The organism is Luteococcus sp. H91 (assembly GCF_038433135.1).
Taxonomy (GTDB): domain Bacteria; phylum Actinomycetota; class Actinomycetes; order Propionibacteriales; family Propionibacteriaceae; genus Luteococcus.
Genome location: NZ_JBCDMV010000002.1, coordinates 420,225 through 443,427, shown reverse-complemented (window position 1 = coordinate 443,427; position 23,203 = coordinate 420,225). Strand labels below are relative to the sequence as shown.

The following is a 23,203-nucleotide window of genomic DNA, read 5'->3' as shown; positions in this document are numbered from 1 at the left end:
CCCCCCCCCCCTCCCCCCCCCCCCCCCCCCCCCCCCCCCCCCCCCCCCCCCCCCCCCCCCCCCCCCCCCCCCCCCGACTTCTGTCAACGGGTGTCTGCGCCTGAGACCACGGCGGTTGAGGATTCCGAAGCCACCAATCGTCAACCGAGGCCTGAGCCCAGCGCCTTCACGGCCACTTCCGACCTCGACCTGCAACCGGTGTGTGCCAAGACCTTGGAAACATAGACGCGAGTGGTGGATTCAGTGAGGCCCAGCCGACGGGCAATGACGCGGTTGGGTAGCCCCTGGGCCAACAGATCGAAGACTTCCCGAAGTCGTACAGGAAGGGTCTCCGCTGCCCGCGCAAATTCCTGCCGCGCCTCAGAGTCCACTGCCCGGGCCCCATAGGCCGTGACCAACATCTGGAGAGGTTTGGGACCCATGACCACTTGCCCGGCCACCGCGTCCCGCAAGAGTTCTGCGATCCGTTCTGCCGACAGGTCCTTGGTGAGGAAGCCCCGTGCCCCGGCCGCCAGAGCACGCCCCAGGAATTCATCATGGGCGAAGGCGGTCAACATCACGACCACCACGGAAGGCGTGCGCTGCAGTATCTGCTTGGCTGCTTCAACACCATCCACAATCGGCATGTCGACGTCCAGCAATGCCACGTCGACCGCGTGCGCGGCACAGAACTCGACGGCTTGCTCACCATCCTTGACCGCGCCGACCACCTCTATCCCTGACTGCTGACACAGGAGTTCAGCAAGACCTATCAAGACCACCGGATCATCATCTGCCAGAAGTAGTCTCACCCTCAGTTCTCCTGCTCATTGATGCCACGGACCGCCGCCTTCATGGGTGGCACTTCAGCCACGAGAACCCACTCGCCGCCATGACGCCCCCACGTGACCAGGCCACCTTGGGCCTGCATCTGCTCAGAGAGGATTCCCAACCCAAGACCATTGCTGAGTTCAGCCGGAGTAGGCTTCGCCGACACCCGGTTGGCGATGGTCAAAGCGGCGGAGCGGTCCGCTTGGACTTCCAGCGTGACATAGGCCGTGGAACCTTCCTGCCCGTGCTTCAAGACGTTCAACAACCCCTCCCGAGCAACCAGCCCCAAGGCCCCGGCTTGATGCTGGTCCAATTCCGCGGTGCCCTGCTCCCCGTCAAACTCCAGCCTCATGCGACGGCTGGACAGCAGGGATTCCGAGGACGACAGGACCGCCCCCAGAGCGCCATCTGTGGCATCCCTCTGCCCAGCCATCAAGGATCGGAGACTGACCATGGCGGACTGCACATCCAGCTGAATGTCTTGGGCTTCTTCGCGGGCTTCCGAATCCACACGCCCAGCGAGACGTTGGGTGTTGATGCTGATCCGCGCCAAATCCCGCGCCAAGGTCGAATGCAGTTGTGTCACCAGATCCCGACGGGCAAGCTCAGCAGCATCATCAGCGACCTCTCTCCAGTTCATAGCTGCTTCCTGCAGGTGAGAATAGCGCTCTCGATACTGCCGTAACACCCAACCAGCCATCGTTGCGGGTGCCGCCAGAAAGACGATGCTGAACAGATCGGCCGGGATATTCTTGGACGTGACCAGAACCACAGCAGACGTCGCCAGAAAGGAAGTAGACCAGGCAATATACCGCGAGTTCGCCACCCATCCCGCGCCGATGGCGTAGATGGCGAGCACAGGCGCGGAAAGTTCACTAAACTGCTGGCTGAACAACATGGCGGTACAAAACATGGGGGTGAACGCCCAATCCCACCGCCGCAACCAGCCGGCCAAGCCCGTCAGCAGGCAGACGACCGTCGGCAAGATCAAGAAGTTGTGTGGTGTCCTCTCGTCAACCAACCCACCTGAGATCTCGAGCAAGAATGAAGCTGCAGCGAGCAGCGAGAAGCCCGCCGCCCGCTGCATATCCCGCGACCCCTGAAAACTCATAGTGCTATTCAAAGAAACGACACACTGCGACACTGCTTCAGCTCTGGAAATAACTGGCAATAGAAGGGAGCGAAGGCTTCCACGAGGACGCTGAATCCTCCCAGAAAGATCACAGCCAAGGCGACCAGCAGTATCGCCCCAAGAATTTCCAGTGCTCTAGCCATTGGACATCCTCCATTCTAGCTGATTCGGCCGCTGCGACGCTGCATGTAGCGGTTCCACCACAGCAGTGCAACGAGGCCGAGATAGGTGCCGACGGCCACCGCCAAGGTCAGCAGAATCTTGAACGTGGCCGACCCTACGGACTGGATCGCGTCCCAGGAGCCCCAGACTGCAAGGGGGATACCGATGGGCATGAGCAGCGCGGCGAAAAGCCACGGGCTCTGAGTGATTCCACCAGACTTGTTCAACGTTCCTCTCCTCACGCGCGGCAGTTGCTGGCGCTGACCTTACCGGGATACACGAAGAGCCACGGCCGTTCCTTAGGGCACCCGGCTACTTCTTCGGTCGAGACTTCACGTGCCGTCGAGGGCAGGGCAGGGCCTTGGGTTGCAATTGACGACGCAGTTGGCGTGGGCGCGCCATTAGCAGCTGCGGGGGTAGGGACTCCCACGACCGCCCCGCACGCGAGGCTGAGGCCGAGGACTCCGGTGGTCAGGCTTCGAGTGATTTTCATGCTATCTCCTTTGTGAGTCTTCCCACCTAAAGAGAACCAGTCGAAAATGCCTCAAGGAAGATTCACAAATGTTAATGGTCACGTGGTGCCGGGCAGGTGGTTCAGCCAACCCCGGGCGCCGGCGTGCTGCACCCGCAGGCTCGCCACCCGGCTGGCCGCGGCCACCGCCGCACCAAGATCACCGTCGGAGAGCAGCAGGTGGGCCACCAGGGCACCGTGGAAGGCGTCGCCGGCGCCCAGCGTGTCCACGGCGGACACCGACGGGGGCTGCACCATCCCCTGCTCCGATGGGTTCCGCCAGAGGATCTTTCCTCCACCGTCGGTCATCACCGCGGCGGTGGCGCCCTGCTCCAGCACGTGGCGCACCGCGCCTGCAAGATCAACTCCCAGCCCCTGGGCGTAATCGGCTGACCCGGCCACCACGTCCAGCCAGCTGAGCCAGCTCTCCGCCGCGGGTTTCACGCTGCCGGCATCCAGCACCGTGAGACAGGGCGAATCGGCCAGCAGCCCCAGCGCCATCCCGGCGGCCACCGGGTGGTGCCCGTCCACCAGCAGGGCATCGGCCGTGGCCAGGGCACGATGGGCGGCGTCATTGAGCTGGAACCGGGTGCGCAGCGCGCTGGTGGAGAAGACCGTGCGGGTTCCGTCCGGCTCCACCACGCAGGTGCTGACCGGCAGCGTGAAACCAGGATCTGCAAGATCAACGATGGTGACCCCGTGGGCCTCAAGATCGGCCCGGGCGGTATGGGCGGCGGGCGAATCTCCCAGCCCGGTGATCAGCGTCGCACGTCCCAAGAGGGCCGCGGCGGTGACAGCGGCATTGGCCGCGGGTCCACCGGCGGTGAGCTCGGTGGATTCCACCACGGACTTCACGCCCCAGGGCGGCCGCTCCCCCACCCGCTGCACCACATCCAGCGTGGTCAGGCCCAGGAAGACGCTCTTCATGGATTGAACCTAGCGGGTCTGGTGCACCGTTGGAGTGGTTTCGGAGAGGCAAGAAAGTCGCCAGGACACTGTGACAAGCTCAAGGACCGTACTGGAGACCAGGTTCTTCCCTCGTCAGAGGACGGAGCCGGGGCGGTAGGCGGCGGCCTCGGGATTGGCCGCCACCAGCTCCTGCACCCGGGCCGCCACCCGGGTGACCTGGTTCCCGGCGTCTCCGGTGAGCTCCAGGGGCTGGCTGACCAGCGCCTCCAGCTCTTCCCGGGTCAGGCCCAGCGACGACTCCCGGGCCAGCCGGTCGAACAGGTCATTGGTGCGCAGCCCCTGCTCACGCATCTCCAGCGCGACGTTGACTGCATTCGTCTTGATCGCCTCGTGCGCGTCCTCGCGGCCGACGCCCTTGCGGACCGCGGCCATCAGCACCTTCGTCGTGGTGAGGAAGGGCAGGTAGCGCTCCAGCTCGGCCTCGATCACGGCCGGGAAGGCACCGAAGTCGGCCAGGATGGTGAGGAAGGTCTCGAACATGCCGTCGAGCGCGAAGAAGGCGTCGGGCAGCGCGATCCGGCGCACCACCGAGCAGCTGACGTCGCCCTCATTCCACTGCACACCGGACAGGCCCTCGGTCATGGCGACGTAGCCGCGCAGGATCACGTTGAAACCGTTGACCCGCTCGCAGGAGCGGGCATTCATCTTGTGCGGCATGGCGGAGCTGCCCACCTGACCGGGCTTGAAGCCCTCGGTGACCAGCTCATTGCCGGCCATCAGGCGCAGGGTGGTGCACAGGCTGCTGGGCCCGGCGGAGGTCTGGTAGAGCGCGCTGACCGCATCGAAGTCCAGGCTGCGCGGGTAGACCTGACCCACCGAATCCAACACCGACGCGAAACCGAGGCTCTGGGTGACGCGGGATTCCAGCTCGGCCAGCTTGGCAGTGTCGCCGTCCAGCAGGTCCAGCATGTCCTGCGCGGTGCCCATCGGGCCCTTGATCCCGCGGCCCGGGTAGCGCTTGATCAGCTCGTCGACGCGGGCATGGGCAACCAGCATCTCGTCGACGGCCGATGCGAAGCGCTTGCCCAGGGTGGTGACCTGCGCGGCCACATTGTGCGAACGGCCGGTGATGGCCTGGTCCGTGTACTGCACGGCCAGGTCCGCGGTCATCGCCAAGGCCGTGATGATCCGCTCCCGCACCAGCTGCAGGCTGGCCAGCACCTGGTGCTGTTCCACATTCTCGGTCAGGTCCCGGCTCGTCATCCCCTTGTGGATGTGCTCGTAACCGGCCAGATCGTTGAACTCCTCGATCCGGGCCTTCACGTCATGCTTGGTGATCCGCTCCCGGGCGTCGATGGAGCCCCGATCCACCTCGTCGATCTTGGCCTGGTAGGCGTCGATCACGGCCTGCGAGTTGTCGTCGCCGAAGGAAACCCCAAGATCACGCTGGGCCTCCAGCACGGCGATCCACAACCGTCGCTCCAACCTGATCTTGTTCTCGGGCGACCAGATCTCCCGCATGGCCTGCGAGGCGTAGCGGTTGGCCAACACATTGGGGACGGCGCTCATTCAGTTCTCCGTGGTGGGTGCGGTGTGGTTGATCTTGTTCTGGGATGCCTTGAGGGCAATGTCGGTGCGGTTGAAGCCCGACGCGAAGTCCGTGGCCGCCACCTGGGCGTAGGCGGCCTGGCGGGCGGCGGTCAGGTCATCGCCGGTGCCGACGATGCCCAGTACCCGGCCGCCATTGGCCACCAGGGTGCCGTCGTCCAGCTCGGCGGTGCCGGCCTGGATGGTGTGCGCGGCCTGGGTGTCGGTGGCCAGGATGATCTGCCCACCCACCTCGGCGCTCGCCGGGTAACCATTGGCGGCCATCACCACGACGACGGCGGCGCCACTGCCCCATTCCAGCGCGGGGGTCTGCGCCAGTACGCCGGTGGCGGCGGCGTACAGCAGCTGCCCCAGCGGGGTCTTGAGCCGGGCCAGCAGGGCCTGGGTCTCCGGGTCACCGAAGCGGACGTTGAACTCCACCACCCGGATTCCCTTGCTGGTCAGCGCCAGCCCGGCATAGAGCAGGCCGGTGAAGGGGGCGCCACGGCGATCCATCTCCGCCAGGGTGGGCTGGATCACCAGCCGGTCCACCTGCTCGACGATGTCGGCCGGCGCCCAGGGCAGCGGGGTGTAGGCACCCATGCCGCCGGTGTTCGGGCCCTGGTCGTCGTCACCCACGCGCTTGAAGTCCTGCGCGGGCTGCATCGGCCGGCTGGTGGTGCCGTCGCAGATGGCGAACAGGCTGACCTCCGGGCCGTCCAGGAATTCCTCGATCACGACGCGGTCACAGGCCAGCGCATGTTGCAGGGCCTCCTCGCGGTCGTCGGTGACCACCACGCCCTTGCCGGCGGCCAGCCCGTCGTCCTTGACCACGAAGGGAAGCTGCGCTCCAGAGTCGCTCCGACCGGTGGCGCCGAACTCGTCCAACGCGGCCTCGATCTCCTCCTGGGTGGTGCACACGCGCGCGGCGGCGGTGGGCACGCCCGCGGCGGCCATCACCTCCTTGGCGAAGGCCTTGGAGCCCTCCAGCTGGGCGGCCACCCGGCCGGGGCCGAAACAGGCGATGCCCACCTCGCGCACCGCGTCGGCCACACCGGCAACCAGCGGGGCCTCGGGCCCGACGACCACCAGGTTGGCACCCAGCTCGGTGGCCAGTGCGGCGACGGCCGCGCCATCGTTCTGGTCCACAGGGTGGTTGGTGGCGAAGGCCGCGGTGCCGGGATTGCCGGGGGCAACGTGCACGGCGCTGACTGAGGGATCCTTGCTGATGGCCAGGGCGAGCGCATGCTCGCGGCCGCCTGATCCGACGACGAGGACGGTGAGTGGTTCGGTCACAGGGGCGAGCCTACCGGTGCGGGGACGCGCGAGGGCCCCGCACCGACGAGCTGTACGCCAGGCGTGTCAGGCGTCGGCCAACTCCCGCTCCCGCTCGGTGGCGCGGGGCTGCCCGACTGCACGTTGTGCGCGTCGTGCACGGACCCGACGGACCACGAACCACGCCGCCGCGGCCAGCAGCAGCACCATCACCACGTCCTGGACGCCGGCCACCCAGCCCTCGACCCGACCCCAGTGCGCGCCAAGCTGGTGCCCGGCCAGGATCAGCAGGGCATTCCAGGCCAGGCTGCCCAGCACCGAGTAGAGCGTGAAGGCCACCGGCTGCATCCGGTGCAGACCGGCCGGGATCGAGATCAGCGAGCGCACCCCGGGGATCATCCGCCCGAAGAAGACGGCCTTGCCGCCGTGTCGCTCGAACCAGCCCATCGCGACGTCGATGTCATGCGGATCGGTCAGCGGCAGGCGCCCGGCGATCGCCTTCAACCGCGCCACGCCCAGCGTCTGGCCCACCCCGTAGAGCAGCCAGGCTCCCGCGACGGACCCGGCAGTGGTCCACAGGATCGCCTCCACCAAGCCGAAGTGCCCGTTCGCCGCGGCGAAGCCGGCCAGGGGAAGGATCACCTCGCTGGGGATCGGGGGAAAGACATTCTCCAGGAAGACCGCCAACGCCGCGCCGGGGGCGCCGATGGTGATCATCAGGCCCTCCAGCCAGCTCATCAGCTGACCGAAGATGTTGGTCTGCAGGGGAATCGGCCCGGTGGTTCCGGTGAGGCTCAGCGTGGTCAAGGCAATCCGTTCGTTGATGAATTGTCGGCCACAGGACACGCTAGCCAAGCCACCCAAGCGTCCCCTGAGAAGGCAGCGTGGGGAATTACCCCTCGGTTCTCTCCTCCTGAGCCAGCAGCAGCCCGCGCAGCGCGTCGGCCAGGCGCTCGCGTCGCTCGGGGTCCAGGTGGGAGAGCAGTGCCTCCTCAGCCTCCAGCAGGGCCTCCAGGGCGGCGTCGACCGCTTCCTTGCCGTCGTCGGTGAGCACGACGCGCACCACCCGGCCGTCATTCGGATCGGCCTGGCGCCGGACGAAGCCACGGGTCACCAACCGATCCACCCGATTGGTCATGGTGCCGGAGGTGACGTGGGTCTGCTTCAGCAACTGCCCCGGGCTCATCGTGTAGGGGGCGCCCTCCTTGCGCAGCGCCGCCAGCACGTCGAATTCCCAGCCCTCCAGCCCGTGCTGGGCGTGCGCCACCCGTCGCGCCCCGTCCAGGTGCACCGCCAGCCGCAGGATTCGTGACCAGATGTGCATCGGATCCACCGGCAGGTCGGAGCGTTCCCGTCGCCAGGCCGCCACCAGCTCGTCCACCTCGTCGTGGTTGGCGGTGTCCGTTGGCTCGGGGAGGCTCTGGCTGGTCATAGGCACATGAAAGCAGACCGGCGGGCCCGTCCGCTTGCCCGGGGCGACGCCGTGCTGTTGCCCCGCCAATCCCGGGGGGCTTCAGCCCATGATGGTGGCGCCGGGCACAGGGCCGGTGGCGCGACGGGTGGTCCGCACGCTGGGCAGCTTGGCCAGCGCCGAGCTGAGGTCCATCGCCGCGGACTCGTCGGCGGCCAGGAAGGCGCAGGTGGGGCCGGAGCCGGAGACCATCGCGCCGAGCGCACCGGCGTCGAGGCCGGCCTGCAGAGTCTGGGCCAGTTCCGGGCGCAGGTCGATGGCGGCGGCCTGCAGGTCATTGCGCAGCGCCTGGCCCAGCCGCACGGCATTGCCGGTGGCCAGGGCGGCGGAGACCTCACTGGGGATGGTGGTGCTCGGGGTGGGGGCTCCGGGCCGGGTGGCCAACTCGTCGAAGCGCCGGAAGACCGCGGGGGTGGAGAGTCCGTCGTGGGCGAAGGCAAGGACCCAGTGGTAGCTGCCGCGGCTGATCATCGGCACCAGCTGGTCGCCGCGGCCGGTGCCGATCGCATTGCCGCCCATCAGCGGGAAGGGGGCATCCGAGCCGAGCTCGGCGGCCAGATCATGCAGGTCGTCGGGGGTGGTGTCCAGATCCCACAGCATGGAGCAGGCCAGCAGCGCCCCGGCGCAGTCGGCCGAACCGCCGGCCATGCCACCCGCCACCGGAATCTGCTTCTTCAGGTGCAGCCGGACCCCCAGCTGGGGGCTGCCGTGGCGTTCGGCCAGCAGCCGGGCCGCGCGACAGGCCAGGTTGCTGTCGTCGACGGGAACATCTGCCAGCCCCTCACCGGAGGCGGTGAGCAGCACCTGACCGGGCTCCCCCGGCTTGGCCAGCACCTCGTCGAACAGGCTGACAGCGTGGAAGACGGTGCCCAGCGGGTGGTAGCCGTCGGCGCCGACCGGACCGACGCACAGGGCGAGATTCACCTTGGCGGGCACCCGGACCCGCACGCTCTGGGTCTGGTCCGTCACAGACGTTCGACGTGTTGCTTCCACGGCTGCGAACCTAGCCCAGATCCGCCCGGCTCGCACCCCCACCCCGGGCAAACATCATCCCCCGCAACCGGGCGCGACAAGGCCGTCAACCGTTCAACCGAAAGCTGATCAGGCGTTCAGCTGTTCCGCGATCCGGGCGAAGTCCTCGATCGTCAGCACCTCGCCACGCGCCTGCGGATCGACGTCGGCGGCCACCAGCACCTCGCTGGCCGCGGCCGAGGAACCGCAGATCCCGGCCAGGGCGGCGCGCAGCATCTTGCGTCGCTGGGCGAAGGCCGCATCCACCACGGCAAAGACCTGTTCCCGGGTGGCGGTGGTCACCGGCGGGTCGCGACGGATGATCCGCACCAGCCCGGAATCCACATTCGGCACCGGCCAGAAGACCTTCGGCGGCACGGTCCCCACCCGGGTGGCCTCGGCATACCAGGCCATCTTCACGCTGGGAACGCCGTAGATCTTGCTGCCGGGGGTGGCCACCAGCCGGTCGCACACCTCCAGCTGCACCATCACCAGGCCGGTGCGCCAGCTCTCGAAGCGCTCCAGCAGGTGCAGCAGCACTGGCACGCTGACGTTGTAGGGCAGGTTGGCCACCAGGGCGGTCACCCGATCACCGTCGAGCTCGTTGACCTGCAGCGCGTCGGAATGCACGACGGCCATCCGGCCGCTTGCTTCCGGCATCCGCTCGGCAACCGTCTGCGCGAGCCGGGGCGCCAGCTTCTCGTCGATCTCGATGGCGGTGACGGCGGCGCCGGTCTCCAGCAGCCCCAGGGTCAGCGAGCCCAGCCCGGGACCCACCTCCAGCACCACGTCGTCGGCGCCGACCGCGGAGAAGGAGACGATCCGACGCACGGTGTTGGGGTCGATCACGAAGTTCTGGCCGCGCTGCTTGGTGGGCTTGAGGTCCAGCTCCGCGGCCAGGGCGCGCACCGAGCGCGGGTCGAGCAGTCCGGTTTCAGGCATCCTGATCCTCTCCCCAGCTGCCGCCGAAGGCCTCGAAGGTGTTGGTGCGCAGCCGTCGGCACAACGCGGCGACGTCGACGTCGAGCACCTCGGCCATGAAGCGCACGGTGTGCGGCACCAGATAGGGGGCATTGGCCTTGCCCCGGGCCGGCACCGGCGTCAGGTAGGGGGCGTCGGTCTCGGTCAGCACGCGCTCCAGCGGGGTGACCTTCAGCGCCTCGGAGAGGTAGGGCGCGTTCTTGTAGGTGATCACGCCGGGAAAGCTCAGCCACATGCCGTGCTCGGCATCGTCGTGGGCCAGGCAGGCGCGGGCAAGATCCGCGTCGCCGCTGAAGCAGTGCATCACGGTGCGCTCCGGCAGCTCCTGTTCGTCCAGGACGCGCAGCAGGTCGGAGTGGGCGTCGCGGTGGTGGATCACCAGCGTCTTGCCGTGCCGGCGGGCGATGTCGATGTGCGCGACGAAGCTCTGCTCCTGCACCGCGTGCAGCGCTTCGTCGGTGGTGCGGTAGTGGTCCAGGCCCGTCTCGCCGATGGCGCGGACGTGGTCGCCGGCGCCGGCCAGCTGGTCGATCGCGGCGATGTCCGCCTCCAGCGTCGTGCTGCGCGCGGCGTCATTGGGATGCATCGCGACGGCCGCCACCACCTGCGGGTACTTGGCGGCCAGCTCCACCGCGATCCGCGACGAGTCGACGTCGCAGCCTACCTCCACCACCCGGTCGATCCCGACGGCGGCAGCGGCGGCCAGGTTCAGCTCCACCGGCAGCCCCGAGTACTCCCGGGTGGAGTCCAGATGGGTGTGCGAATCGACGGTGGGGTGCGGCAACGGCTCCGGCAAGGGAGGGAGTTTGAGCTCGGCGAGCCGGGCGGGGATGTCCATGGGGTCCATTCTCTCCCACTCAGCGGGCGTCCAGCGCCGCCTGGTAGAGCTGCTTCTTGTTGGCGCCGGTCAGCTTGGCCACCTCGGCGACGGCGGCGGACAGCTTCTCCCCGTCGGCGATCCGGCGCTGCACCAGCGCCAGCGCGTCCTGTGCACCGTCGCGTTCCGGGGCGCCCTGCACCACGACGCAGATCTCCCCGCGGGCGTGCTCCACCGCCCATGCGGCCAACTCGGCCAACCCACCCCGCTTGACCTCCTCATAGGGCTTGGTGAGCTCCCGGCAGACCGCCGCGGGGCGATCATCGCCCAGGGCGGCGGCGCAGTCGGCGAGGAAGTCGGCCAGCCGGTGCGGGGCCTCGAAGAAGACCATGGTGCGGGCTTCAGCGGCCAACTCGCCCAGCCGTCGACGTCGCGGCCCACCCGAACGCGGCAGGAAACCCTCGAAGCAGAAGCGGTCCACCGGCAGGCCGGAGACCGCCAGGGCGGTCAGCACGGCGCTGGGGCCGGGCACGCAGGTGACCTCCAGCCCGGCGGCGACGGCGGCGCTCACCAGGCGATAGCCCGGATCGCTGACCGACGGCATGCCCGCGTCGGTGGCCACCACCACATTGCGCCCGGCCAGCAGCTCGGCCAGCAATTCCTGGGTGCGGGCCGCCTCATTGCCCTCGAAATAGCTCACTACCCGGGCCTGGGTGGTGATCCCCAAGCGACGCAGCAGGGTCTGCAGCCGCCGGGTGTCCTCCGCGGCGATCACCTCGGCGCCGGTCAGCACCGCGCGCAGGTTCTCGGACGCATCGACGCTGGAACCGATCGGCGTGGCGGCCAGCACCACCCTCCCCCTGCCCTGCGCGTCGGGTTCCAACTGGCGGGCCGTCGGGGCGTCAACCGGTTGGTCGAACGCGTCGGGCCCGTCCACCTGGGTCGGCTCGTCGGGCTGGGGCGATGCGGTGTCCATTGCCCCATTGTCGCGCGCCGCCACCAACCGGAGCCACTGCATAGGATGTGGTGCGTGACTCCAGCCACCACCGTCCGCGACGACTCGCCGCACAGCACCCTTGCGAGGCTGCGCGACGCCCCGCCCCCGGACCGGCTGGTCAGCTGGCTGGTGACCCTGGGAATCACCGCCTTCGCCTTCGTGATCCGGCTGATCCACCTGGACCGGCCCAAGAACCTGGTCTTCGACGAGACCTACTACCCCAAGGACGCCTGGACCATGCTGCACCTGGGCTATGAGGGCAGCTGGCCGAAGTTCCAGCCCGGGTCACCGAAGCTCAAGATCAACGACGCCATCGCGCAGGGCATGACCGACTCCTGGTCGCCCGACCCGTCCTTCATCGTGCACCCCCCGCTGGGCAAGTGGCTGATCGCCGTCGGCGAGCACTTGTTCGGAATGAACTCCTTCGGCTGGCGGTTCAGCTCGCTGGTGGCGGGCACCCTACTGGTGCTGGTCACCATCCGACTGGCCCGACGGCTGTCACGTTCGACGCTGGTGGGCGCCATCGCCGGCGTGCTGCTCAGTCTGGACGGGCTGGCCTTCACCATGAGCCGGATCGGTCTGCTGGACATCTTCCAGGCGCTCTTCCTGGTCAGCGCGGTGGCCTGCGTCGCGGCCGATCGGGACTGGTTCCGCAACAAGCTCGCGGCTCATCTGGAGCGGAAGGGTCTGCGGGATCTGGATGGCGCCTTCGGCCCCGCGTTGTGGTTCCGGCCATGGCGGCTGCTGGCGGGCATCATGTTCGGCCTGGCCTGCGGGGTGAAGTGGAATTCGATCTTCGTGCTGGCCAGCATGGGAATCCTGTCGGTGGTCTGGGATCTGGGAGCCCGGCGGCTGGCCGGCGCCGGGGGTCGCTCCTGGGCGTCGCTGCTGCGCGACGGAATCCCCGCCTTCATCCATCTGGTCGTGGTGGCCGTGCCCACCTACCTGGCCTGCTGGACGGGCTGGCTGACCAGCCACGGCGGCTGGAGCCGGGGCTGGGGCGCGAGCCACCAAGATGTCTGGACGGTGAAGGTCTTCGGCGCCCCGCTGGCCTCGCTCTTCCACTACCACAAGGAAATGTACGACTTCCACACCGGCACCGGGATGATGCAGGACACCACCCACGTCTACGAGGCGAACCCATGGGGCTGGCTGGTGATGTACCGGCCGATCGGGATCGACGCGGTCAACGGCATCAAGCCGGGCACCGACGGCTGCCAGGCGGTGAACGACACCTGCCTGCGGGTGATCTCCGGCGCCGGCACCCCGGTGCTGTGGTGGCTGGCCCTGGCGGCCCTGCTGGCCGGCATCGTCGCCTGGATCGCCGGGCGTGACTGGCGCTTCGGGCTGCCGATCATCGCCGCGATGAGCACCTACCTGCCGTGGTTCAAGTACGCCGACCGGCCGCTGTTCTTCTTCTACGCCATCTGCATCATCCCGTTCACCGTGATCATCCTGGCGCTCTGGCTGGGCAGGATCATCGGCCCGGCCGACAGCCCGCGTCGCAAACGCGGGGCGTGGATCGCGGGCGGCGCGGTGGCCCTGGTGGCCGCCAACTTCGCCTTCATCTACCCGATCCTCACCGACGGCCTGCTGACCCGCAAGGCGTGGCTGCTGCGGATGTGGTTCCGCTCATGGATCTGAGCGGGAACCGCTCGCAGCCGACGGCTCAGGGAATCCGACGTCCGAGCCGGTGACGGTGTTCCTTCCGCTCGTGCATGGCCCTGCGTCGCTCTGAATGCTGCATAGCCAGATGGGCCCCGCCAATCAAGAGCCAGCCAACCCCTGCCCCCAGCATGGCCGTGACCAGCAGGACATTGGCCAGATAAGCACCAGCAGCGGCCATCGCCAGGATGGCCACCGTGTGCCACCACTTCGGCAAGTCATAGTTGTGCAGCAGATCCCCGACCACTGCGGACAACAGCACCGCGACCGCAAAGACTGCCGTCTGGAACAAGGACATGCGCCCCACCTTAGCTACTGGCAGTTGCGCCATCTTGTGGCACCAGAACGTGGCAACGGGTGGATTTCATTTCAATGTGGTCTCGCTACGATGGATCCTTGCGTCCTCACTGTACTGTGTTGGCACGCAAGAGTCGGGACTGTTCAGTGGCCCGGCGTGATGACAACGGAGTTCAGTGTGAGGTTCCCATCGGGAAGGAAATCCGCACCGCTCATGGCGCCGTGCACGAGCAAGGAGCACCACCGTGGCTAAGTTCCTCTCCTTACGATTCATCAACTATCTGCTGTTGAGTTTTCTGGCAACGTCGTTCGCATTCCTCCTGTCAGCCAAGCTGATGCACCCAGAGGAGGTGCTGTACCCCCCGATCGCCACCAAGCCAGTCCCGCCGGAAACCGCACAGATCTATCTGAATGTCCGCAACATCAACCCGGCCGACTCGCTGATGACTCGCTACACGCGCTGGCTCAACGACCTCGTGCATGGCAGCCTCGGGGTCACCACCGGAACGAACAAGGCCATGACGCCAGTTCTCGAGGTCCTCCAGACCCGGGTCCCGATGAGCCTGCGACTGGTGGTGATTGGTACCGCGATCGGAATCGTGCTCGGCATCCTGGTGGGCATGATCTCGGCAGTGCGCCGAGACTCCCTGGGAGACCGGGCAACCACGCTGTTCTCCTTCTTGGTTCTGTCGCTCCCCACCGTCGTGGCCATTCTGGTCGTCCAGCAGATCAACCAGGCGATCATGGACTCTACTGGGCATGGCCTACCGGCAATCAATCCGATCAATCCCCTGCTGGAGCCCGGGTCATGGGCAGACATCAAGTACCAGGCACAGGCACTCGTCATGCCAACCATCGTCCTGGCCATGTTCGGCATGGCCTCATACTCGCGTTACATGAAGGTCACCACGCTCGACGTGCTTGGTTCTGACTACCTGCGCACCGCCCGGGCCAAGGGCCTGACCAAGTCCAAGGCCATGACCAAGCACGGGCTGCGGATGGCCCTGATCCCCATGGGCCAGTACCTGGCCTTCGCCGTGGGCGCTGCCTTCGCGGGTTCGCTGTTCATCGAGATGATGTTCAACTGGAATGGCATCGGCTCCTTCGGTGTGGCCGCGCTCCAGATGGGCGATGTGAACGGCACTGCCGGGGTCGTCCTCTATTCCGCAATCCTCACCCTGCTGTCCGCCACCCTGGCCGACTTCCTGCAGGGGCTCCTCGACCCCCGGATCCGGTGACGTCATGAGTGACCACAAGAACCTTCCCGAAGCCGCTCAGGGAGATCAACTTTCGGAGGCGATCCGGACGCCGATGCCCACCGCTCCCCTGCCGCGTGGGCTGGACTCCTTGGAGCACGTCACCGCGGGCGAGACGGTGGAGACCGTCGCCACCCCGGTTGCCGAGCTGACCGAGCTGCCCCATTCCGTGCAGGCCCGAGCGATGTCTCGCAGCGAGTTGTTGCGCCGACGTTTCCTGCGCAATCCCACCGCGTGGGTGGGCATGAGCATCTTCGGTTTCCTGGTGCTCGCGGCCATCTTCGCACCAATGTTCTACTCCTATGGCCCTTTTGAACGAGATCTACGCAACTCCCTCACCGGCCCGTCTCAATACCACTGGTTTGGCGTGAATGAGAATGGTCTGGACATCTTTGCCCGCGTGATGGTGGGGCTTCGGATCTCCCTGGTGGTCGGTATCGGCACTGCTCTCCTGACCACCCTGATCGCTCTCGTCTTCGGCACCTTGGCCGGCTATGTCAGTGCCAAGAACAAGTGGGGCCGGTGGGTGGACACTGGCGTGATGAACTTGATCAACCTGTTCCTGGTGGTGCCGAGCCTGCTGATCATGATGCTGTTCAGCCCAGCCCTGCAGAAGGCCTCCTGGTTGTGGATGATTCCCCTACTGGCCAGCTTCTCGTGGATGCTGACCGCTCGCGTGCTGCGCGCCATGACCCAGCAGTTGGTGAACACCGACTACGTCAATGCCGCCAAGTTCATGGGGGTCTCACCCCTGACCAACATCCGACGGCACATCATTCCCAATGTCGCCAGCTGGATCATCATCGACACGACGCTCGGCGTCGGCGGCGCGATCCTTGGCGAGACCGGCCTCAGCTTCATCGGCTTCGGAATCCAGTACCCCCAGGTCTCATTGGGCACGGTTTTGCAGGACTACAACATTTCCGCGCCGTACACGTGGATTCCCGCCGCCTTGGTGCTCGCCCTGGTGGTCATCTCCATCAACCTGATGGGTGAGGCCCTGCGCGACGCCCTCGACCCGACCAGCGGCTCCAGCCGGATCTAGGACAACTGACAATGACCCAGAGCACTGACCTTGACTCCCCGCTGCTGCGGGTGCGCGACCTGACGGTGAACTTCAACTCCGAAGCGGGCACGGTCCACGCCGTACGTGGCCTCAACTACGAACTGCACAAGGGCGAGGCGCTCGCCATCGTGGGCGAATCCGGTTCCGGCAAGTCCGTGAGTTCGCTTGCGGTGATGGGGCTGCTACCGGGCAGCGCCCAGGTTTCGGGAACCGTGGAGTTCAAGGGCCATTCCATGCTGGGCCGCGGTGACGCCGAAATGTCCAAGCTCCGCGGCAACGAGATCAGCATGATCTTCCAGGACCCGCTGAGCGCGCTGACACCGGTCTACACCGTCGGAGACCAGATTGCCGAGGTGGTGCGCATCCACCACCCCGACATCAGCAAGGCCAAGGCCGCAGAACGAGCAGTGGAGCTGCTGGGTGAGGTGGGAATCCCCAACCCCAAGCGTCGCGCCGGGGCCTATCCGCATGAGTACTCCGGCGGCATGCGGCAGCGGGCCATGATCGCGATGGCCATCGCCAATGACCCATCCCTGATCATCGCCGACGAACCCACCACCGCGCTGGACGTGACCATCCAGGCCCAGGTGATGGACCTGCTCAAGCGCGCCCGGGAGATCACCGGGGCGGCTACCATCCTGATCACCCATGATTTGGGAGTTGTCTCCGGGTTCGCCGACCGAGTGATGGTGATGTACGCCGGCAAGGGTGTCGAAGAAGGCCCCATCAACGACGTCTTCTACTCCCCCCGAATGCCCTACACCGTCGGCCTGCTGGCGTCCGTTCCCCGAGTGGATTCCGACCACAAGGAGCCGCTCGTCTCGATCAAGGGCAATCCCCCATCGCTCGTGGCCATCCCCGATGGCTGTCCTTTCGCGGTGCGCTGCCCCATTGCCCAGGACGTCTGCCACACTCAGGAGCCACGGCTGCACGATGTGGACGACGACCACCGCGCGGCCTGCCACCTGTCAGACCTGCTGGCCACCAATACCGACATCTTCCCGCGGGACCATGTCGCCGAGCCCAGCATCACGACGCGCCGCGAAGACCGTGACCCGGTGCTGGAGGTCAAGGGCCTGCAGCGCATCTTCCCCCTCACCAAGGGCGCCCTGGTCAAGCGGCGGATCGGTGAGGTCAAAGCCGTGGACGAGATTGACCTCGACATCCGCGAGGGCGAGGCTCTTGCGCTGGTGGGCGAGTCCGGCTGCGGCAAGACCACCGCGATCATGGAGATCATGCAGCTGGTCAAGCCCCAGAAGGGCACCATTCGAGTGGCAGGCAAGGACACCTCGACGCTGGGCCGCAAGGACAAGGCGCAGATGCGTTCGGACATCTCCATCGTCTTCCAGGATCCGATGGCATCGCTGGACCCTCGTCTGCCAATCGGAGACATCCTGCGGGAGCCCATGCAGGTGCAGAAATACACGGACAAGCAAATGGACGAGCGGATCAGTTGGCTGCTGGAGACCGTCGGACTGATCCCCGAGCAGGCCTCCCGTTACCCCACCGAATTCTCCGGCGGCCAGCGACAGCGGGTGGGCATTGCACGCGCCCTTGCCTGTGAACCCAAGCTGATCGTGCTCGACGAACCTGTCAGCGCCCTGGATGTCTCGATCCAGGCTGGTGTGTTGAACCTGCTGGACGACCTGAAGAACCGTCTCGGCGTGAGCTACCTGTTCGTCTCCCATGACTTGTCCGTCGTGAGTCACATCTCGGACCGGGTGGCGGTGATGTACTTGGGCAAGATCGTGGAGGTGGGCAGCACCGCAGAGGTCTTCAGCGACCCGAAGCATCCTTACACCAAAGCGCTTCTGTCCGCGGTGCCGGTTCCCGACCCCGACCGGGAGCGCGCCCGCAAGCGCCTGATGCTGACCGGTGACCTGCCGTCTCCCGACCAGATTCCCGGGGGTTGCCGATTCGCCGGACGCTGTCCGGTCTACAAGAACCTGCTCTCGGAGTCGGAACGTAACAATTGCACACACAATTCGCCCGAACTTGTAGACCAGACCCCCGATCATGGGGCAGCATGCCACTATGTCGCGCAAGCCGAGACGCTAGTCATCGGTTAGTTGCGGACCCTTTCGAGAAAGAGGAAGCATGAGCACTCATACGACGGCCAAGCGTTGGCTGGCCACGGCGGCCATCGTCACGCTGGCCTTCTCCGGTTGCGGCAAGGCGGAACCCGGCAAGTCCGATGGCGGCTCGTCGGAAGGAGCCCTGGCGGCCAACGTGAACGATGTCAATGCCAAGGACGCCAAGGATGTCGGTCAGGGTGGCACGCTGCGGTTGGCGAACAACGCCTTCCCGGCCAACTGGAATGTGTGGCACACCGATGGTAATGAGAAGAACACCAAGGAGATCGGGTACGCAATCTTCCCGACGCTGTACCTCTACACCCCCGACGGCAAGATTGAGCCCAACCCCCTGTACACGAAGCGAATCGAGAAGACCTCGGACAGCCCGCTCACCATGGAGATCGAGCTGAAGCCGGACATGAAGTGGTCTGACGGCACCGCGATTGACTTCAAGTCGATCGACAACGCTTTCCGGGTGATGAGCGGCAAGGACAAGGCCTACCAGATCGCCTCCAGCAGCGGCTATGACCAAGTTGAGAAGGTTGAGAAGGGCGCCAATGAATACACCGCCAAGATCACCTTCAAGACCGCCTATGCCGACTGGATGGCACTGGCCGATGTGATGCCGGACGCACTCGCCAAGGATGCCAACACCTTCAACACCGGCTGGGTCAAGAAGCCGCTGGTCACCGCCGGCCCCTTCAAGATCGAAAAGGCCGACGAGGCCAACAAGACGGTGTCGATCGTGCCCGACCCGGACTGGAAGGGCGACAAGCCGAAGCTCGACAAGGTGCTGTGGACCACCATCGAGTCACCGCCCGCCACCGCCACCTCCTACAAGAATGGCCAGCTGGACCAGGCCGAAACGTCGGTCCCTGCCACCTACACGGTGTTGAAGGATCTGGTGGGCAAGGGTTCCGTGCTGCGCAAGGCGGCCGGCCCCGACTGGACGCACATCACCCTGAATGGTGCCCCCGGGCGCCCGTTGGCGGACGTCAAGGTGCGTCAGGCCGTGCAGCGGGCCATGAACCGCGACGACATCTTCCAGTCGGTCAATGCAGTGATGCCCTACCCCAAGGACATGCCTCAGCAGAACAACCACCTGCTGGTGACCAACCAGGACGGTTACAAGGACAATTCGGGTGACTTCGGCAAGTATGACGTCGAAGCAGCCAAGAAGCTGCTGACCGAGGCCGGTTACACCATGACCGACGGCAAGGCGATGAAGAATGGCAAGCAGCTCACCGTCACCTACGTGTACAACGATGGTTCCAAGACCAACGAGGCCGTGGTACCCGTGGTGCAGGAGGAGTTGAAGGCGATCGGCATCAACATGCAGGTCAGCAAGGTGCCGCCGACCGATCTGTTCAGCAAGTACGTCATTCCCGGCAACTTCGACCTCACCCTGTTCGGCTGGAATGGCAATCCGGTGCTCTCCAGCGGTGACGCCATCTGGAAGGCGAAGGGCGAGCAGAACTTCGGCAAGGTGGGCAGCCCCGAGGTGGACAAACTGCTGGAGCAAGCCGCCGTGGAGCTGGATGCCACCAAGCGCTACGACCTGATGAACCAGATCGACGCGAAGCTGTGGGAGCTCGCCGGCACCGTGCCGCTGTGGCAGTCCTACGACTTCTACGTTCAGCACCCCGATCTCGCGAACTACGGTGCTCCTGGCTTCGCGAACATCCCGGACTGGACCAAGGTTGGATACGTGACCGGCTCGAAGAAGCTGCAGTCCTGACCTTCCGCTGATACAGACAAGCGTGGCCCGGAGCTTTCGCTCCGGGCCACGCTTGTCTGCCGAACCGTTGGGAGCAGCATTCCTCGGTCCTTCCGCGGCCTTCGCGACGCCCGCTGGAAGTCGATGGGTGGCTCCGGGCATAGGATCGTGCCCCGGAAGGGAACCACATGCTCTGGAAACTGCACGGCAACGGCCAGCTCGCACCGGGGGCCGTCGTCGCACCCGATGAACGTCTCAGTTGGGGAAAGACCATCGGGTTGGGGGCCCAGCACGTCGTGGCCATGTTCGGCGCCACCTTCGTCTTCCCGCTGCTGATGGGGCTCAACCCGCAGCTGGCGGTGATGATGAGCGGCATCGCGACGCTGATCTTCCTGGCGCTGACCAGGAACAAGGTGCCCAGCTACCTGGGCAGTTCGGCCTCCTTCGTGGGTGTGGCCACCGCCATCTACACCATGGGCGGCAACCCGGCCGACGTCTCCGGCGCCTTGTTCTTCGTCGGTCTGGCGCTCTTCCTGGTGGGTCTGGTGATCCATTTTGCCGGTGCCCGAGTGATCCACCGGGTGCTGCCGCCGGTGGTGACTGGCGCCGTGGTGATGCTGATCGGCTTCAACCTGGCACCCGTCGTCGCCGGGGTCTACTGGCCGCAGGACCAGTGGACCGCCTTCATCGTGATGCTGGTGGTGGTCTTCCTCTCGGTGGGCCTGCGCGGCTTCCTGGGCCGGATCGCGATCTTCCTGTCACTGATCATCGGCTACCTGCTCAGCGCCGTCTTCGACCGGGTTCTGGGCCCGATCACCCGGATCGTCAATGGGGAGAGCACCACCGCCTACCGGGTGAACTGGGCCAATGTGAAGACCGCGGACTGGTTCGGCCTGCCGCCGGTGACCGATCTGACCGGCTGGAAGTACGGCGCCACCAGCAATGTGCTCGGCTTCCACGCCCCGCACTTCAGCCTCGCCTTCGCGCTGGTGGCGCTGCCGGTCGTGATCGCCCTGATCGCGGAGAACACCGGACACGTCAAGGCCGTCGCGGAGATGACCGGCAAGAACCTGGACGAGTCGATGGGCAAGGCGATCATCGCCGACGGCCTCACCTCGATGATCGCGACGGGTGCCGGCGCCGGCCCCACCACCACGTATGCCGAGAACATCGGCGTGATGGCCGCCACCCGGGTCTACTCCACCGCCGCCTATGTGGTGGCTGCCGTCGTGGCGATCGGTTTTGGCTTCTCCCCCAAGTTCGGCGCGATCATCTCCGCCACCCCCGGCGGGGTGCTGGGCGGCATCTGCGTCGTGCTCTACGGCATGATCGGCCTGCTGGGCGCCAAGATCTGGAAGGAGAACAAGGTTGACTTCGGCAACCCGGTCAACCTGGTTCCCGTCGCCGCCGGCATCATCATCGGCATCGGCGACGTGTCGCTGAAGTTCAGCGAGAACTTCACCCTGGGCGGCATCGCGCTGGGCACCCTGGCGACGGTGATCCTGTGGCACGTCTCCAAGGCGATCGCACCCCGGTACCTCTCCGATGCGGCTGGCGGCTCCAACCTGATCCTCGACGAGCCCGGCATGTACACCGTCGACGGCGAGGAGGATCGCCCCTACGAGAAGTACGACCCCACCAAGCGCCACCAGGGCGGCAACCCGCCGCGCTGACGGTTCGGCAGGCTTGGGGCCGGAGCAGGGTCAGCCGCGCGGGCGCTGCAGGCGCTGGGTGAGCGCCTCGGCGCGGTCGGCTCGTTCCGTGCCGTAGACCAACAACAGCTCCGCGATCTCGGGATGCTCGCCCCGCAGCTTCTTGGCGGCGTCCAGGTAGTCGGCGGCGGAGGCGGCGCCGCGGAAGAGCTCCTGCACCTCGACGGCGACGGTGCGCTGCCGGGTCTGGGTCATGGTCAGGGGTGATGGTCCGGTGGCCTGCATCAGCCCGGCCACCTCGTCGGCGCGCAGCCGGCCGGCATCCACCTCCGCCACCAACTCGCTCAGCTGCCGCAAGCGCTGCGCCGCAGCTGGGTTGGCGATCTTGATCCGATGCCCATTGATCAGCTGGCTCACCATCGGGGCGGAGATCCCCAGCAGCCCCGCCAGCGCCGACTGGGTGACGCCCAGCGATGCGGCACAGTGCCCCAGCACCTCGTTCAGCGGCGCGCCATAGAGCGCGGCCTGTTGTGCCCGGTTCTGTGCCACCTCGTCCATGGCACCACCCTAGCGCGCTATTTGCTTATGCAAATCAGGAGAGTTGCAGTGCCAGCGCCAACAGCAGCAGCCCCAGCCCGATCAGGATGATCGAGAGGACGCCGAGGGACGCTCGGGGCTCGGCGGGCTCGGCCACCGGACCCAAGGGGGCCTCGACAGGCTCGGCCACCGAGGCTGGGTAGGCAGCTTCGGAACCACGGCCCCCGAGCCCGGCGAGGGGCATTCCTTGGGCAGGCTCGGGCTCCGCCGGGCTCGAGGCGGCCAGCACCTCGGTCTCCCCCACCGGCTCGACGATGGTGGGCACCGGCGTGGCGGGCGGCTCCGCGGACGAAGCGGCCACGGCCTCGGGACGGCGCCAGGTCTGCGGCCCGTGCGCGCCCCAGCCGGGCGGCAGGTCTGGGATCTGGTCGAAGGCCTCAACCTCACCGTCCAACAACACGCCCGGGGCGTCGAGGTCGGCCAGGTTCAGCGTGCGCAACGCCTCCCGGGCCTGGGCCGCGGTGGGGATCCGCTGGTCGACGGGCGCCAGGAGCGCCTCGACCCATTGTCCCAGCGGATTCCCGCGCCAGGCTGCGGGCACCTCGACGACCGCGCCCGGCCGCTGGCCGGTGAGCAACTGCACCATCAGGGAGCCGACGGCCCACAGGTCCTGCCGCGGGTCTGGATCCGCCCCGGCAAGGGCTTCCGGGGAGAGGTAGCCGGGGGTGCCGATCACCTCGGTGCTTCGGGTGAGCCGCGGCTCGCCGACGGGCGCGGCTATCCCGAAGTCCCCCAGCTTCACGTCGGGGCGATGCCCGGGCTCCAGCAGGATGTTGCCGGGCTTGATGTCGCGGTGCACCAGGCCCTGGGCGTGCACAGCGGCCAGGGCGTCGAGCAGTTGGTCGGCCAGCTCCAGCACCCAGCTCACCGGCAGCTGGCCATGGTCGGCCAGCACGGTGGCCAGTGACCCGCCGTGCACCAGCGGCATGGTGAAGATGATGCGATCGTCCTCACCGGCCCAGCCCAGCGGCATCACGATGTGCGGGTGGTGGATTCGCCAGCCGGTCTCGCGGACGAAGCGCAGCAGCGCGGTGGAGTCCGACTGCTGCAGCACCTTGCCGGCGCGATAGGCCTGCTCGCGTCGATCCCACACCCGCCAGACGGCTCCCACGCCGCCGGTCTCGAGGAGGTCGACCAGCTCATAGCGGCCCGCGTAGATCTGTCCCATGTCAGGCAACAGCATGCCACCCAGCGCGCCCCCAGGTTGTGATCACC

21 protein-coding genes are annotated in these 23,203 nt (G+C 66.7%); 6 read left to right on the top strand and 15 right to left on the bottom strand.

The genetic code is table 11. The features are described from left to right. Positions 1 to 140 precede the first annotated feature (140 nt). The 12 genes from AAEX57_RS02805 to rsmI all read right to left on the bottom strand — a co-directional run bounded on the left by AAEX57_RS02805 (position 141) and on the right by rsmI (position 11,642). Entirely contained in the window at positions 141 to 791 is a 651-nt protein-coding gene (locus AAEX57_RS02805; RefSeq protein ID WP_342090751.1) for a response regulator transcription factor, read from the bottom strand. Positions 792 to 793: 2 nt separating this feature from the next. Beyond that, positions 794 to 1,921: a sensor histidine kinase gene (locus tag AAEX57_RS02800; protein ID WP_342090750.1), complete on the bottom strand. Its 1,128-nt coding sequence runs from the start codon at positions 1,919 to 1,921 to the stop codon at positions 794 to 796. Positions 1,922 to 2,100: 179 nt separating this feature from the next. Further along, positions 2,101 to 2,331, bottom strand: a complete 231-nt coding sequence (locus AAEX57_RS02795; protein ID WP_342090749.1) for a hypothetical protein — start codon at positions 2,329 to 2,331, stop codon at positions 2,101 to 2,103. Between the two features lie 344 nt (positions 2,332 to 2,675). Further along, positions 2,676 to 3,542, bottom strand: a complete 867-nt coding sequence (locus tag AAEX57_RS02790; protein WP_342090748.1) for a carbohydrate kinase family protein — start codon at positions 3,540 to 3,542, stop codon at positions 2,676 to 2,678. A gap of 114 nt (positions 3,543 to 3,656) precedes the next feature. Next, positions 3,657 to 5,093 (bottom strand): adenylosuccinate lyase, encoded by a 1,437-nt coding sequence (gene purB, locus AAEX57_RS02785; protein WP_342090747.1) that lies wholly within the window; start codon positions 5,091 to 5,093, stop codon positions 3,657 to 3,659. Beyond that, positions 5,094 to 6,407 (bottom strand): phosphoribosylamine--glycine ligase, encoded by a 1,314-nt coding sequence (gene purD / locus AAEX57_RS02780; protein WP_342090746.1) that lies wholly within the window; start codon positions 6,405 to 6,407, stop codon positions 5,094 to 5,096. It abuts the gene before it with no gap. Between the two features lie 66 nt (positions 6,408 to 6,473). Further along, complete coding sequence (locus AAEX57_RS02775) at positions 6,474 to 7,193, bottom strand: DedA family protein (protein WP_342090745.1); 720 nt, start codon at positions 7,191 to 7,193, stop codon at positions 6,474 to 6,476. Positions 7,194 to 7,278: 85 nt separating this feature from the next. Further along, positions 7,279 to 7,818 carry a MarR family winged helix-turn-helix transcriptional regulator gene (locus tag AAEX57_RS02770; RefSeq protein ID WP_342090744.1) on the bottom strand — a complete coding sequence of 180 codons (540 nt, stop codon included), beginning with the start codon at positions 7,816 to 7,818 and terminating at the stop codon, positions 7,279 to 7,281. 81 nt (positions 7,819 to 7,899) lie between these two features. Then, positions 7,900 to 8,850: a 4-(cytidine 5'-diphospho)-2-C-methyl-D-erythritol kinase gene (locus AAEX57_RS02765; protein ID WP_342090743.1), complete on the bottom strand. Its 951-nt coding sequence runs from the start codon at positions 8,848 to 8,850 to the stop codon at positions 7,900 to 7,902. A gap of 108 nt (positions 8,851 to 8,958) precedes the next feature. After that, positions 8,959 to 9,810, bottom strand: a complete 852-nt coding sequence (rsmA, locus tag AAEX57_RS02760; protein ID WP_342090742.1) for a 16S rRNA (adenine(1518)-N(6)/adenine(1519)-N(6))-dimethyltransferase RsmA — start codon at positions 9,808 to 9,810, stop codon at positions 8,959 to 8,961. Then, on the bottom strand, positions 9,803 to 10,687 hold the full coding sequence (locus tag AAEX57_RS02755; RefSeq protein ID WP_342090741.1) for a TatD family hydrolase: 885 nt from the start codon (positions 10,685 to 10,687) through the stop codon (positions 9,803 to 9,805). The genes rsmA and AAEX57_RS02755 overlap by 8 nt, the downstream gene beginning before the upstream one ends. A gap of 19 nt (positions 10,688 to 10,706) precedes the next feature. After that, positions 10,707 to 11,642 carry a 16S rRNA (cytidine(1402)-2'-O)-methyltransferase gene (gene rsmI / locus AAEX57_RS02750; RefSeq protein WP_342090740.1) on the bottom strand — a complete coding sequence of 312 codons (936 nt, stop codon included), beginning with the start codon at positions 11,640 to 11,642 and terminating at the stop codon, positions 10,707 to 10,709. A gap of 108 nt (positions 11,643 to 11,750) precedes the next feature. Between rsmI and AAEX57_RS02745 the strand changes: the two genes are divergently transcribed. Further along, entirely contained in the window at positions 11,751 to 13,307 is a 1,557-nt protein-coding gene (locus tag AAEX57_RS02745; protein ID WP_446721058.1) for a dolichyl-phosphate-mannose--protein mannosyltransferase, read from the top strand. A 25-nt stretch (positions 13,308 to 13,332) separates the two neighbouring features. On the opposite strand, the gene AAEX57_RS02740 is transcribed toward AAEX57_RS02745, so the two are convergent. Further along, positions 13,333 to 13,626 (bottom strand): hypothetical protein, encoded by a 294-nt coding sequence (locus AAEX57_RS02740; protein WP_342090739.1) that lies wholly within the window; start codon positions 13,624 to 13,626, stop codon positions 13,333 to 13,335. Positions 13,627 to 13,870: 244 nt separating this feature from the next. Here AAEX57_RS02740 and AAEX57_RS02735 point away from each other — a divergent pair, with 244 nt between their 5' ends. From AAEX57_RS02735 to AAEX57_RS02715, 5 genes are all read left to right on the top strand, one after another. Next, positions 13,871 to 14,863, top strand: coding sequence for an ABC transporter permease (locus AAEX57_RS02735; RefSeq protein ID WP_342090738.1), 993 nt, complete (start codon positions 13,871 to 13,873; stop codon positions 14,861 to 14,863). A 73-nt stretch (positions 14,864 to 14,936) separates the two neighbouring features. Continuing rightward, the gene (locus AAEX57_RS02730; RefSeq protein ID WP_342097739.1) at positions 14,937 to 15,926 is read left to right on the top strand and encodes an ABC transporter permease; all 990 of its coding nucleotides are present in this window, start codon (positions 14,937 to 14,939) and stop codon (positions 15,924 to 15,926) included. Positions 15,927 to 15,937: 11 nt separating this feature from the next. Beyond that, positions 15,938 to 18,016: an ABC transporter ATP-binding protein gene (locus AAEX57_RS02725; protein WP_342090736.1), complete on the top strand. Its 2,079-nt coding sequence runs from the start codon at positions 15,938 to 15,940 to the stop codon at positions 18,014 to 18,016. Positions 18,017 to 18,044: 28 nt separating this feature from the next. Continuing rightward, positions 18,045 to 19,760, top strand: coding sequence for an ABC transporter family substrate-binding protein (locus AAEX57_RS02720; RefSeq protein ID WP_342090735.1), 1,716 nt, complete (start codon positions 18,045 to 18,047; stop codon positions 19,758 to 19,760). A 167-nt stretch (positions 19,761 to 19,927) separates the two neighbouring features. Beyond that, on the top strand, positions 19,928 to 21,412 hold the full coding sequence (locus AAEX57_RS02715; RefSeq protein ID WP_342090721.1) for a uracil-xanthine permease family protein: 1,485 nt from the start codon (positions 19,928 to 19,930) through the stop codon (positions 21,410 to 21,412). A gap of 30 nt (positions 21,413 to 21,442) precedes the next feature. Here the strand turns inward: AAEX57_RS02715 and AAEX57_RS02710 are convergent, their stop codons facing one another. Beyond that, positions 21,443 to 21,949, bottom strand: coding sequence for a DNA-binding protein (locus tag AAEX57_RS02710; protein ID WP_342090720.1), 507 nt, complete (start codon positions 21,947 to 21,949; stop codon positions 21,443 to 21,445). A gap of 34 nt (positions 21,950 to 21,983) precedes the next feature. Further along, the gene (locus tag AAEX57_RS02705) at positions 21,984 to 23,156 is read right to left on the bottom strand and encodes a serine/threonine-protein kinase (protein ID WP_342090719.1); all 1,173 of its coding nucleotides are present in this window, start codon (positions 23,154 to 23,156) and stop codon (positions 21,984 to 21,986) included. Positions 23,157 to 23,203: the final 47 nt, after the last annotated feature.

Bases quoted from the DNA above. Each gene is read 5' to 3' on its own strand.
- AAEX57_RS02800 (WP_342090750.1), bottom strand. From the start codon at position 1,921: ATGAGTTTTCAGGGGTCGCGGGATATGCAGCGGGCGGCGGGCTTCTCG.
- AAEX57_RS02790 (WP_342090748.1), bottom strand. From the start codon at position 3,542: ATGAAGAGCGTCTTCCTGGGCCTGACCACGCTGGATGTGGTGCAGCGG.
- purB (WP_342090747.1), bottom strand. From the start codon at position 5,093: ATGAGCGCCGTCCCCAATGTGTTGGCCAACCGCTACGCCTCGCAGGCC.
- AAEX57_RS02770 (WP_342090744.1), bottom strand. From the start codon at position 7,818: ATGACCAGCCAGAGCCTCCCCGAGCCAACGGACACCGCCAACCACGAC.
- rsmA (WP_342090742.1), bottom strand. From the start codon at position 9,810: ATGCCTGAAACCGGACTGCTCGACCCGCGCTCGGTGCGCGCCCTGGCC.
- AAEX57_RS02755 (WP_342090741.1), bottom strand. From the start codon at position 10,687: ATGGACATCCCCGCCCGGCTCGCCGAGCTCAAACTCCCTCCCTTGCCG.
- rsmI (WP_342090740.1), bottom strand. From the start codon at position 11,642: ATGGACACCGCATCGCCCCAGCCCGACGAGCCGACCCAGGTGGACGGG.
- AAEX57_RS02740 (WP_342090739.1), bottom strand. From the start codon at position 13,626: ATGTCCTTGTTCCAGACGGCAGTCTTTGCGGTCGCGGTGCTGTTGTCC.
- AAEX57_RS02730 (WP_342097739.1), top strand. From the start codon at position 14,937: ATGCCCACCGCTCCCCTGCCGCGTGGGCTGGACTCCTTGGAGCACGTC.
- AAEX57_RS02725 (WP_342090736.1), top strand. From the start codon at position 15,938: ATGACCCAGAGCACTGACCTTGACTCCCCGCTGCTGCGGGTGCGCGAC.
- AAEX57_RS02720 (WP_342090735.1), top strand. From the start codon at position 18,045: ATGAGCACTCATACGACGGCCAAGCGTTGGCTGGCCACGGCGGCCATC.
- AAEX57_RS02715 (WP_342090721.1), top strand. From the start codon at position 19,928: ATGCTCTGGAAACTGCACGGCAACGGCCAGCTCGCACCGGGGGCCGTC.
- AAEX57_RS02710 (WP_342090720.1), bottom strand. From the start codon at position 21,949: ATGGACGAGGTGGCACAGAACCGGGCACAACAGGCCGCGCTCTATGGC.
- AAEX57_RS02705 (WP_342090719.1), bottom strand. From the start codon at position 23,156: ATGGGACAGATCTACGCGGGCCGCTATGAGCTGGTCGACCTCCTCGAG.